Raw genomic sequence first — 12,168 nt, 5'->3', positions numbered from 1 at the left:
CCTCCTCGGTCAGGTGTCGTCGCGGGGGTACGTCAGGGGCCGCAGTGGGCGGTCGTTCACGTGCAGTTGGAAGACGTCGAAGCGGTTGTAGTGGCCGACGATGTCGTGCATCTGCTTGGGCTGGATGCAGCGGCCGAGGTCGATCTCGGCGTAGACGATGCCCTCCTCGTCCACCAGCGGCTCGGTGACCGCCCGGCCGTCCGGTCCGAAGATTCCGGACAACGCGCTGTGCGGGCGGGTGAGTTGCCTGCGCAGCTGCGGGTCGTCGCCGGCGATCAGGTCGACCATCTCCGGTGAGATGGTCGAGCAGGAGACCACGGTGAACAGCTTGCCCTCGAAGCAGTGGGCGGCGGCGCGCAGCGCGATCGCCTCCGCCATGTCGTAGTCCTCGGGGCCCACCGGCAGGGCGATGTAGGCCGCGGCGTGGACGAGTTCGCCCTGCGCCAGCAGGGTGAAGCGGGCCAGGGTGTTGGTGTTCTCCCCGCAGGCCAGAGCGCCGAGCGGGCCGACGGCGGTGCGGTGCACCTTCAACGAGCTGCCGTCGCCCTGGGTCCAGGTCAGCTTCTCGGCCCAGGTGGGCACCAGTTTGCGGTGCGCCCCGAGGAGTTCGCCGTCCGCGCCGATGATCAGCAGGGTGTTGTACAACACCCCGAGGCTGTGCCGGCCGCGCTCGTTGACGCCGATCACCAGCACCACCCCGGCCTGCCGGGCGGCCGAGCACAGGGTTTCCACGTACGGCCCGGGGACGTCCACCGCGGCGCGGTACAGCCGTTCGTACCAGGGCGAGCCCTGCACCGGGGTCATCGTCCAGTTCCAGTACGGGTAGCCGGGTACGAAGACCTCGGGGAAGACCACGAGTTCCGCGCCGCGGCCGGCCGCCTCCCGGATCAGGGCGACGGCCTTGTCCACGGTGGCGGCCGGGTCCAGGTAGACCGGGGCGGCCTGGACGGCGGCGGCGGTGAAGCGCGGCAGGTCCATGGGTCTTCCTCACTCCCCGGTCGGAGCCGGCCGCCAGCGGCGGTGGACGGGCGGGGCGGCCTCCCGCAGCAGGTGCAGGCGCGGGGAGACCTTGTCGGCGCCCGGTCCCGGCGGCCTGCGGCGCCCGGCCAGCCAGGGCGCGGGCCAGGGGGCGCCCGGGCCGGTGTAGTCCTGGTCGGCGGCGGCGTGCAGGGTCCAGAACGGGTCGTGCAGCTGGGCCCGGCCGACCGCGACCAGGTCGGCGCGGCCCGCCAGCAGGACGGAGTTGGCGTCGTCGTGGCCGGAGATCGCGCCGACGGCGACGGTCGGCAGGCCGGTGGCGGCGCGGACCAGTTCGGCGAAGGGCGTCTGGAAGCCGCGCCCGTACGGCGGCCGCTGGTGCGCCACCACCTCGCCGGTGGAGACGTCCACCGCGTCCGCCCCGGCCTCGCCCAGCGCGCGGCAGATCGCCACCGCCTCGGCCTCGGTGGTCCCGCCGGGGGCCCAGTCGGCGGCCGAGATCCGGACCAGCAGCGGCCGCCCGGCGGGCCAGACGGCGCGGACGGCGGTCAGCACCTCGACCGGCAGTCGCAGCCGGTGGGCGAGCGGCCCGCCGTAGCCGTCGGTGCGGTGGTTGGTGAGCGGGGAGAGGAAGGTGGAGAGCAGGTGCCCGTGGCCGAACTGGAGCTCCAGCACGTCGAACCCGGCCCGGGCGGCGCGCTCGGCAGCGGCCGCGAAGTCGGCGGTGACGGCCGCCAGTTGGACCTCGTTCGCCTCGTGCGGGACGGCACTGCCGGAATCCCAGGGCAGTGGCGAGGGGGCGAGCAGCGGCCAGCCGTCGGCGAGCGGGCGGCCGATGCCGTCCGGTCCGGGTGCGGCCGTGGCGCCCCGGCGACCGGCGTGGGTGAGCTGGATGCCGACCGGGGTGTCGCTCACCGCCGCGACGGCGCGCCGGAGTTCGGCCCAGGCGCCCTGCTGGCGGTCGGTCCACAGTCCGGGGCAGTGGTCGGTGGCCCGGCCCTCGGGGCCGACCGCCGTCATCCCGGCGATCACCAGCCCGGCGCCGCCGAGCGCGTGGGCGGTCAACTGGGCCCGGTCGAAGGCGCTGGGCAGCCCGTCGGGGGAGGTGAAGGTCGCCAGCGGGGGCACCACGATCCGGTTTCGCAGCTCCAGGGCGCCGAGTTTCAGCGGCCGGAACATCGGCGGCACCCCGGGGGAGCCGCCGGTGGCGGCGTCCACGGCGGCGGTGAACTCCGGGTCGCGGGCCCGAAGATTGCCGTAGGTGACCCGGCGGCTGCGGGTGAGCAGGTTGAAGGCGAACCGGTCCGGGTCCTGCCCGGTACGGCGCCCCACCGTCTCGAACCACTCCAGGCTGGCCTGCGCGGCCCGCTGGGTGGACTCCACCACCGGCCGGCGTTCGGCCTCGTAGGCGGCCAGTGCGCCGTCCAGGGTGGGCTGTTCGCTCAGCGCGGCGGCCAGGGCGAGGGCGTCCTCCAGGGCCAGCTTGGTGCCCGAGCCGATCGAGAAGTGCGCGGAGTGCGCGGCGTCGCCGAGCAGCACGGTGTTGCCGTGGCGCCAACTGGCGTTGCGGACGGTGGTGAAGCGGATCCAGCGGGAGGCGTTGGGGATCAGCCGGTGGCCGTCCAGGTGCCCGGCGAACAGCTCCGCGCAGCGCTCCACGCTCGCCAGATCGCTCTCGCCGCGCGCGAACTCCCGTGCCGCGAGGGCCTCGAAGCCCGCGCGGCGCCAGGCGTCGGCGGCGACCTCGACGATGAAGGTCGAGCGGGTGGCGCTGTACGGGTAGGCGTGCACCTGCACGGTGCCGAAGTCGAACTCCTCGACGATGAAGGTGAAGGCCTCGAAGACCTTGTCGGTGGCGAGCCAGATGTAGCGGCAGTGCCGCGCGTCCAGTTCGGTGCGGAAGGTCTCCGGATGGGCGGCCCGGGTACCGGAGTTGATGCCGTCGGCGGCCACCACCAGGTCGTACTCGGCGGCGAGCCGGTCGGCCGGCGGGGCGGGCGTGCGGTAGCGCACGTCCACCGCCAGCTCGGCGCAGCGGTCCTGGAGGACGGCGCGCAGCCGGTTGCGGTCCAGGGCGGCGAAGCCGTGCCCGCCGCTGGTGCGGACCTGACCGGCGTAGCGGATGTCGATGTCGCTCCAGCGGGCGAACTCGGCGCTGATCGCGGCGAAGACCTTCGGGTCGGCCTGGGCGATGCCGTCCAGGGTCTCGTCGGAGAACACCACGCCGAAGCCGAACTCGTCCTCCCGGCCGTCCCGTTCGAACACGGTGATCTCGCGCCGGGGGTCCAACTGCTTGGCCAGGGCGGCGAAGTAGAGCCCGCCGGGGCCGGCGCCGATCACCGCGATCCGGCGCGGGCCGCCGGCCGTGCGCTGCTGCGGCGCGCCGGCCCCGGCGGGCTGGGGCTTGACCGTCATGCGACCACCTCCGGCTGCTGCGGACCGGCCTCGGTGAGCGCCCGGCGGACCGGGGCGGGCCAGGGCTCGGCGCCCTTGACCCGCGGCGCCGCGTGCACCACCGACATCCGGCCGCTGGCGGCCAGTCCCTGCGGGCCGTGCACCTCGAAGGCGTAGTGCAGCGAGGAGCCGCCGACCCGGACCACCCGCAGCTCGGTGCGGACCACGTCCCCGAACCAGAGCCGCTCCCGGTAGTCGGCCTCGAAGTGCACCCGGGGGATCCGTCCGAACAGCTCGGCCAGTCCGAGCCGGCGCAGCAGCGCCGCCTCGGCGGCCTCGGCCCAGCGTTGCACGGCGGAGAAGTGGTAGTGCCCGGCGGCGTCGGTGTCCGACCACTCGACCCGGCGCTCGATGGTGATGGCGGCGGGGGCGGGCGCCGGTTCCGGGGTCGCTTCCGGCGGTGCGGTGTGCTGTCGTGCCGCGTCCTGGGGTGCGGTGTCCTGCCGTGCGGCGTTCTGGGGTGCGGCGTTCTGGGGTGTCACGGCGGCCCTTCTGCGCAGCTCGGCGCGGAGCAGCTTGCCGGTCGCGGTGCGCGGCAGCTCGGGAACGAACTCGACGGCGCGCGGATACTTGTACGGCGCGATGGTGCGTTTGACGTGCTCCTGGAGCTCCTTGACGGTCTCGGCGCCGCCCGAGGTGCCCGCGGTCAGCACCACGTACGCCTTGACCACCGTGCCGCGCCGCTCGTCCGGCGCGGCCACCACGGCGCAGTCGGCGACCGCCGGGTGGGCGGCCAGCGCCTGTTCCACCTCGGGGCCGGCGATGTTGTACCCGGCCGAGACGATCATGTCGTCGTTGCGGGCCTGGTACCAGAAGTAGCCGTCCCGGTCGCGCAGGTAGGTGTCGCCGGTGAGGTTCCAGCCGCCGCGGACGTACTCGCGCTGGCGCTCGTCGTCCAGGTAGCGGCAGCCGGTGGGGCCCTTGACGGCGAGCAGTCCGGGTTGGCCGTCCGGTACCGGGTTGCCCTGCCGGTCGAGTATCGCCGCCCGGTAGCCGGGGACGGGGCGGCCGGTGGCACCGGGCCGGATGTCGTCGTCGGCGGCCGAGATGAACACGTGCAGCAGCTCGGTGGCGCCGATCCCGTCGATCAGCCGCTGGCCGGTGGCGGCGTGGAAGGCCTCCCCGACGGCGGCGGGCAGCGGCTCGCCGGCCGACACGCAGCGCCGTACGCCGGACAGCCGGTCGGCGAGCCCGGCGGCCAGGATCGCCCGGTAGGCGGTGGGCGCGGTGAACAGCACGCTCACCCCGTGCCGGGCCACCTCCTGGGCGAGCTGTTCGGGGGTGGCCTTCTCCAGCAGCAGGCTGGCGGCGCCGACCCGCAGCGGGAAGACCAGCAGGCCGCCGAGGCCGAAGGTGAAGCCGAGCGGCGGGGTGCCGGTGAAGAGGTCGTCGGGGGTGGGGCGGAGCAGGTGGCGGGAGAAGGTGTCGGCGTTGGCCAGCACGTCCCGGTGGAAGTGCAGGGTGGCCTTGGGCCGGCCGGTGGTGCCGGAGGTGAAGGCGATCAGCGCGACGTCGTCGGCGGCGGTCGGTACGGCGGTGAAGCCGGGGCGCTGGGTGGCGCTGCGGGCGGTGAGGTCCTCGGGGCCGGGGCCGCCGAAGGAGAGGACCCGCAGCCCGGGGGTGTCGGCGAGGTCGAGCTCGGTGCGGAAGCGGTGGTCGCACAGGGCGACGGTGGGGCGGGCGATCCGGGCCAGATCGGTCAGCTCGGCCGCGCGGAGCAGCGGCATGGTGGTGACGACCACACCGCCGGCTTTCAGCACCCCGAGCCAACAGGCGGCCAGCCAGGGGGTGTTGGGGCCGCGCAGCAGGACGCGGTTGCCGGGGACCAGGCCCAGTTCCTCGGTGAGCAGGCGGGCTGTCCGGTCGGCGTGGTCGCGCAGTTCGCCGTAGCTCCACCGGGTGGTGGGGGTGAGCAGGCAGCGGCGGTCGGGGCCGAGGCGGGCGATGGTGTCGTCGAGCAGGGCGGATGCGCAGTTCAGGCGGTCGGGGTAGGCCAACTCCGGTAGGTCGAAGAGGAGTTCTGGCCACTGGTCGAAGGGTGGGAGATGGTCTCGGCAGAACGTGTCCATGTGCGCCGAGGGGGAGAGCTCCATGGGCGGCACCTCGTCGGGCGAGCGGGAGTGAAGCCAGTATGGCGCGCTCGTGACGCCAGTCAAGGGAGCGATACACGCATTCGGGCGACGGGGGCGGTCGGCGCAGGTCGGGGGCGGGGCGGGGCACGCGGAACGCCCCGCGGGCCGGTGGGGCCCGCGGGGCGGATGGGGCGAACGGGTGTGGTGGTGGGTGGTGGGGTTCCTGGGAGCAGCGGGCGGCGCCGGGCGTTCAGCCCCCGGTGGTGTGGAGGACGGCGTCCGGGGTCCGGCCGTCCTCGGCCTGCCGGGTGCGCTCGGCGAGCAGTCGGACGAACGGGGTGAGCCCGGGCAGTGCCACCGCTGCCCCCGGGCCGGCGTAGTGCACGTAGAGCAGCGCCGAGTCGACCCGGGCCACCGTCTCCGCCGTCGAGTCGCCCCGGGTGCGGGCGGCGCTCTGGTCGCCGACCGCCTGGACCGCCGCCGGGGCCGCGTCGCCCCGGGCGTTGAGCAGGTCGAGCCGGGTGTCGAAGGCCCGGCCGGCCGCCTCGGCGGAGCTGAAGGTGACCACGGTGAACTGCACGGACGGCAGCGGAGGGGCGCTGAACGAGACGGTCGCGTAGGCGAGTTGCTGGTCGCAGGCGCCCGGGAGCAGGCAGGGCGCGCCCGGCCCGCTGCCCGTCCCGGAGCGCGGTGCGCCCTGCTGCTGCCAGCCGCTCGGCATCGCGGCGGCGTCCGGCAGCACGCCCTGCACCCGCGCGGGATCGCGGATGGTCCGGGCGGCGTGGGCGAGGTCGGGCCCGGTGGGTTGCAGCAGCGGGCGCGAGCCGAGGTTGATCCCGAGGGCGACCAGCGCGGCGATCAGGACCAGGGCCAGGACGGTGAGGACGGCGGCGTTGCCGCGCCGGGCGGCCAGTGCCCGGGCGGCGCCGGCGGCTGCCGGGTCGACCCTCAGCTGGACGGTGCTCGGGCCGCCGGCGGGGGCGTCCGGGTCGACCCGGAGCTGGACGGTGGTCGGATCCGAACCCGGGCCGGTCCGCAGCTGGACGGTGCTCGGGCCCGGGTTCGGGTCCGTCCGCAGCTGGACGGTGGTCGGGCCCGCCTCCGAGTCCGTCCGCAGCTGGACGGTGTTCGGATCCGCCGTCCCGCCGAGGTCGGTGGTGGTCAGGTACTGCGCGAACCCCTGGTCGGTGGCGAGCAGTCGGGCGACGGCCGCGGCCAGCTCGGCCCGCGCCGCCGGAGCGTCCGGGTCCGCCTCGATCGCCGCCAGCGCCCGGGCCCCCTCGGGCAGCAGCCGCAGCCGGGCCCGGACCACCTCGGCCACCGCCTGCCCCCGCCCGCCGGGCGTGCCCCGGGCCAGTCGCACCAGCGCTCCCACCGCACCCGCCACCAGCTCGCGGCCGTCCCCCATGGCAATTCCCCCCGCCGTACGAGTCGTTGCCTCCAGGCTCCCGGACCGGCCGTCGCGGCACACCCCCCTCCGGTCGAACGGAGACGCAACTGCAACCGCGTGCGGACCTGGCGGAAACCCGGCGGCCCGCCGGTCCCGCCCGTCACGGGGGGGCAGCTCCGCCATCACCGCCACCGGCAGGGCGGGGTTGGCGGCCGCCGCCTCGGCGGTGCGGGGGTCCGGGGAGGCCAGGCAGGCGGCCAGGGCGGCGGGGGAGGCGTTGGGGTGGGCGGCGATGGCGCGCAGGGCCTTGACGGGGGTGGGCGGGGTGGTGGCGATGCGGTCCAGCAGCGCGGTGGGGGTGCCCGGGTTCCTGGCCACGGCGGTGGCCACCTTCGTGCCGAACCGGTCCAGCACGGTGGCGAGTTGGATACCGCCGAGGCCCGGATGCGGGGCCACTGACTTGACCACGCTCGCGTCCGCGTCCGCGGCGAGTCGGTCCCGGAGGTCCGTCGGCAGCGCCCGGTGCTCGGCGACCAGCATGCGGACCCTGGGCTCGGGCGCGGCCGCGAGGGCACGGAGTTCGGCAGGAGCGGCGGCGGCGATCCGGGGGAGCAGGGTCGGGCCGATCCGGACGGCGGCCGCGAGCCGGGCGAGCAGGTCGAACGGGACGGCGGGGTGGTGGGCGAGCAAGCGCCGGACGTCGTGGCCGTCGTCCTCGGCCAGCCGGCTCATCAGTGCCGCGTCGATCCCCGGGTTCCGGGCCAGGTTGGACCGGACCCAGGGGATCTCGTCCCCGGCCAGCCGGTGGTACGTCCCGGCGGGCAGCCCGGGGTGGGTGGCGAGCGCCTGCCGGATCAGCATGTGGTCGGCCACCAGCCGGGCGGCGGCCGCCCCCGGGGTGGCCGGATTGGCTGCCGCCTGTTCGCGGACCGTCATCTCGGGATCGTCCAGCAGGGCCGTGAGCACCTCCGCCGGCGTGGCCTCATTGGCCGCGGCCGAGCGTCGGACCTGCGCCGCCGGGTGCGCGGCCAGCCGTGCCAGCAGGTCCGATCCGGTGGTGTGGAGGGCGAGTTCGGACACCACGTCGTCGGATCCGTCGGCCGCGAGGAGTGCCGCGACCTCCTCCGGCAGTCCGACCGCGGAGGCGAGCCGTACCCGCACCAGCCCGTCCGGGCCGTGGGCGAACAACGAGGCCCAGGCCGGGTCCCCGCGTCCCTCGTCCAGCAGGATGAGCGCGACCCGCGGCCGGGCGAGCGGGTTGACGTCCCCGACGGGCAGCAGGCCGCGCTCGGCCAGCCGGACGGCGGCGTCCTCGAACCGTTCGGCCAGCAGCCGCACCTGCCCCGGATCGAGGTCCGTCCGCTCCGCGAGTCCGTATGCCAACTCCTCGTCGGCGTCGGTGAGTCGGGCGATCATCCGCCCGAGCAGCTCGGGCGGCAGGGCGGGGTTGCGGGCGACGGCGTGCAGCAGGGCGGGCATCCGCGCATTCTGCCCGCCGCCCGCCGGGGCCCGCCGCCGGTTTTCGTGCGGGCCCGACCGGCTGCCGTCGTCCGCCCGCCGGGGTGTCGGCCCGGGTCAGCGCACGGGTGCCGACATCACGGGTGCCGACATGTAGACGGCGCGCCGCCCGTAGTACTCCGGCACCGTGACCTCCCGGTGCGCCCGGTAGCCGAGCAACCGCAGCAGGATGTCCGCGCCGCGCACCGCGACCATCGAGATCCGCTCGAAGCCCTGCTCCTCGGCCCGTTCGCGGAAGTGCCGCATGAACCCCAGGGCGACCTCCCGGCCGCGCAGGTCCTCGGCGATCACCAGGTCGTGCACGTGCAGGTTGGCCGAGGCGTACGCGGTCCGCTCCGGCTGGGTGAGGTCCGGGCAGCGCAGCGGTGGGTAGGGCAGGCTCAGCAGGTAGCCGCGGACGGCGCCCTGCTGCTCCAGCACGTAGCAGGTGTCCGGTGAGCTGCGGGCCCGGGACTGCAGCGCCTCCCGGCCCTCGGACAGGCCGTCGGCGGCGTAGGCGTCGTGTTCGAGCGCGACCACGGCGTCCCAGTCGCCGTCGGTCAGCGGCCGGATCCGGAGGTCCTCGCTCACCGGGTCGCCGCTCACCGGGTCGCCGCTCACCGGGCCGCCCCCTCCGCACCGGTGACCGGGCCTTCCGCACCGGCGTCCGGGCCTTCCGGGCCGGCGTCCAGCCCCTGGGCGCGGGCGGCGGCCACCAGCGGCGCCCAGGCCTCGACCAGTACCGCCCAGCGCTCGGCGTCCTGCCGGGCCTCGTCCAGGAGCTGCCCGCGCCGCGCGGCCACCACGTCCGCGAGCTCGGCGTACTTGCCGCCCAGCTTGCGGTAGGAGCGGTCCAGGACGTCCAGGCAGTGCTCGTTCCCGGCCCGGTCCCAGTCGACGCTGCCGCGCACCAGGTCGATGATCGGCTCGACCCGCAGCCCGTGCCGCTCGTCCAGCAGCTCGCGGCCCAGGTCGATCATGCCGCCGTAGACCGGGTACAGGTACAGCATCGAGAGCAGGAACTTGACGAACCGCAGCTGGTAGTTGACGAAGCCGGTGCCGGTGCGGCGCTCGGGCGTGTAGTAGTTGACGATGTGCCGGTTGTGGACGACGCCGGGCAGCCGGGAGTGGACCAGGGCGTGCAGCAGGGCGTAGTCGCTGCCGATGGTCTCGATCGAGGGCAGCAGCGGCAGCACCTCGTAGGCCCGGTGGTCCAGGGCGATGTTGCACATGTAGACGTCCCAGATGTCGGGCACGCCGAGGACGGACTCGTCGGTGGTGAACGGCTCCGAGCCGGCGCCCTTGAACGAGACGTCGACCATCGCGTCCCGCTCCTCCTCCGGCCACACCGGCGGGGTCCACAGGCGCACCACGTCGCGGTAGACGGCCGGGTCCAGCTCGTGGATCTCGCTGATGTCCACGTTGAGTTCGCCGATGAAGGAGCCGCTGACCAGCATCACCGGCTTGTCCGCGTCGGCCGGGTCGAGTTCGGAGCGGGTCACCCCGGCCACCGCCTCGCCGGCCGGTCGGCCGATCGAGAGCAGCTCGTGGTGGATCGGGAAGACCTTCCGGCCGTCGACGACCTGGAAGTCGGCGTCGTCGTTGCGCAGGTGCGCCGAGGTGCAGCCGAGGGCGGCCGCGCCCAGGAAGAGCCGGTTGACGCAGGAGCCGTACGCGACGGCCGGCGGGAGCATCAGGTCGAGCAGCAGGTCGGGGTCGGCGGCGCCGGAGCGCTCGGCCACCCGGTGCAGGAACTCCCGCTGCCGCGCCTCGCCGAGGTGGTGGACGACCACGCCGGGGGTCGGCTCCAGCGCGGCCACGGCGCCCGCGTTCTGCGCGAAGGTAGCGGCGTCGGTGGTGTCGAGGATGACCAGGTGCACCTCGGCCCCGAAGTTCGCGACGGCGTAGGCCGCCTCCTCGGCGAGTTCCGCGATGGTCTCGGGGCAGGAACGCATGGTGGGCAGGGCGAGGCAGACTCTCTGCATGTCGGTGGCTCTCCGTCGGTTCGTCAGAACGGTTGCGGCAGTGGCGCCGTGAGGGCTTGGAGCGCACCACCGTGGACTAGACCACTTCCCAAGTCAACGATTGACAGCGGGGCTGCGGCGGGGTGGAATGCGCCCCCGCCCGCCCGGCTCCGGAGGCCCTTCGGGGATCCTCCGAGGCCCTTCGGAGGTCCTTCGGGGCCTTGCGGGCCGAGCCCGGACCCGCTTCCGGACAGGGCGGAGCACGGCCCCGGCGGCGCGCCCTGTCGCCGCCGGGTCCGCATGTGCGGACGAATTCCCCTCGTTGATCCGAACGGCCGTGCGGCCCTGGGCGGTTCAAGCCCGTCGATTCCGCCGCTAGGGTCAATTCGTGACCGGTACCTGCCGATACCGGCAAGGACGTCATTACGCCGTTCGGAGGAGCCAGCATGCCCGAACAGTGGCTGCCCGGTGCCGAGATCCACGACCTCGGCGACCACGCGCCGACCGACCACCAGTACCCCCCGAAGGCCATCGCCCACATCACCTGGGACCGCAACGCCACCGCCGCGGCGCCGCAGGACTGGTGCCCCTACGAGGACCTCGTCGGGTACTTCACCGGCGCCGGTGCCGGCAACGCCCCGCACCTGGTCTGGGACCCGTTCAGCGGCCGCACGGCCCAGCTCTTCCCCGCCGACTCCCGCTCCAAGAGCCTGCTCAGCCCCGACCGGAGCCCCACCCGCACCAACCGGGCCGGGCTGGTCGTGATCCAGATCGAGGCGGTGTTCTTCCCCTACTGCCGCTACCAGGGCACCGTCTACCCCCGGCTGGTCGACACCCCGTGCGCGGGCTGGGACCGGATCCACGCCTGGATCTCCTCCTGGGGCGTGCCCGACGTCTGGCCGATGGGGCGGCCGACCGACTTCACCGAGCACCGCGACGAGCGGGTCTGGGAGACCGCGGGCGGCTGGTACGCGCACGCCCACGTGCCGTACAACGACCACGTCGACCCCGGTTCCTGGCCCGCCTTCACCGCCGGCCCCGGCTCGCCCACCGGCCCGCCCTCCCAGCAGCACCCCGTCCCGCCCGCCGACCCGACGCCCGCCCGGTACCAGGTCACCGTCAACGGCCTGGCGTACGGCTACGGCGCCCAGGGCTACCAGGTGACCACCGTCGGACGGGCGCTGGTCGCGGCCGGCTTCGGCACCCACTACCACTCCGGGCCCGGACCGAACTGGACGGACGCCGACACCGAGAACTACGCGGACTACCAGGCGAGCCTGGGGTACTCCGGGCAGGCGGCGGACGGCGTTCCGGGCGAGGCCTCGCTGCGCCGGCTGCTCGGCTACCTGCCCGGCCCGCGGACCGTCTCGCTCGCCCACGTCGTCGCGGCGGCGCGCAGCGACCCGGGGGCGGAGCAGGGGCACCGGACGTACGGGGCGGAGGTGGCGATCGTCGAACAGGCGCTGGCGGACGAGGGGTTGCTCGAACAGCGCTGGGTGGACGGGTCGTACGGCAGCCTCACGGTGACGGCCTATGCGGGCTGGCAGCGGCGCTGCGGGTACTCGGCGGCGGCCGCGGACGGGATCCCCGGGCAGGACTCGCTGCACCGGCTCGGTGCGGCGCGGGGGTTCGCGGTGACGGACTGACGGACTGCCGGGCCGAGGGGCTGCCGGCCGACGGGTCGTCGGGGTCGGCGTGGGTACTCCCCGGGGAGGCGGTCGGCCGCGGCGACGCCGGGGCACCTACTCGCCGGGGAGTAGCCGAGGTTACTTCCGCCGTCAGATGCCCGATGAGGGGCGGGCGGGGGAGTCTG

General features: G+C 74.9%; 7 protein-coding genes and 1 pseudogene. 1 reads left to right on the top strand and 7 read right to left on the bottom strand.

All coding sequences use genetic code 11. The features are described 5' to 3' along the window. Nucleotides 1-9 precede the first annotated feature (9 nt). The 7 genes and pseudogenes from ACIQWA_RS20255 to ACIQWA_RS20225 form a co-directional block, all read right to left on the bottom strand. Nucleotides 10-978: a carbon-nitrogen hydrolase family protein gene (locus tag ACIQWA_RS20255; protein ID WP_402484234.1), complete on the bottom strand. Its 969-nt coding sequence runs from the start codon at nt 976-978 to the stop codon at nt 10-12. Nucleotides 979-987: 9 nt separating this feature from the next. Beyond that, nucleotides 988-3,393: an FAD-dependent monooxygenase gene (locus ACIQWA_RS20250; RefSeq protein WP_402484232.1), complete on the bottom strand. Its 2,406-nt coding sequence runs from the start codon at nt 3,391-3,393 to the stop codon at nt 988-990. Continuing rightward, a complete protein-coding gene (locus ACIQWA_RS20245) occupies nt 3,390-3,914 on the bottom strand; it encodes an acyl-CoA thioesterase (RefSeq protein ID WP_402484302.1) in 525 nt (174 codons plus the stop codon). Before ACIQWA_RS20245 ends, ACIQWA_RS20250 begins: the two co-directional genes overlap by 4 nt. A gap of 12 nt (nt 3,915-3,926) precedes the next feature. After that, a pseudogene (locus ACIQWA_RS20240) lies at nt 3,927-5,525 on the bottom strand (AMP-binding protein); the annotation flags it as partial. Between the two features lie 229 nt (nt 5,526-5,754). Continuing rightward, nucleotides 5,755-8,373 (bottom strand): hypothetical protein, encoded by a 2,619-nt coding sequence (locus tag ACIQWA_RS20235; RefSeq protein ID WP_402484230.1) that lies wholly within the window; start codon nt 8,371-8,373, stop codon nt 5,755-5,757. A gap of 96 nt (nt 8,374-8,469) precedes the next feature. Further along, a complete protein-coding gene (locus ACIQWA_RS20230) occupies nt 8,470-9,012 on the bottom strand; it encodes a GNAT family N-acetyltransferase (protein WP_402484228.1) in 543 nt (180 codons plus the stop codon). Beyond that, on the bottom strand, nt 9,009-10,376 hold the full coding sequence (locus tag ACIQWA_RS20225; protein WP_402484226.1) for a DUF6271 family protein: 1,368 nt from the start codon (nt 10,374-10,376) through the stop codon (nt 9,009-9,011). Before ACIQWA_RS20225 ends, ACIQWA_RS20230 begins: the two co-directional genes overlap by 4 nt. A 425-nt stretch (nt 10,377-10,801) precedes the next feature. Here ACIQWA_RS20225 and ACIQWA_RS20220 point away from each other — a divergent pair, with 425 nt between their 5' ends. Further along, nucleotides 10,802-12,001 (top strand): peptidoglycan-binding protein, encoded by a 1,200-nt coding sequence (locus ACIQWA_RS20220; protein WP_402484224.1) that lies wholly within the window; start codon nt 10,802-10,804, stop codon nt 11,999-12,001. The last annotated feature ends 167 nt before the right edge of the window (nt 12,002-12,168 follow it).

The organism is Kitasatospora sp. NPDC098652, assembly GCF_044760155.1.
GTDB lineage: Bacteria > Actinomycetota > Actinomycetes > Streptomycetales > Streptomycetaceae > Kitasatospora.
The sequence above is the reverse complement of the archived record's forward strand: the minus strand, read 5'-3'. Positions and strand labels throughout refer to the sequence as shown.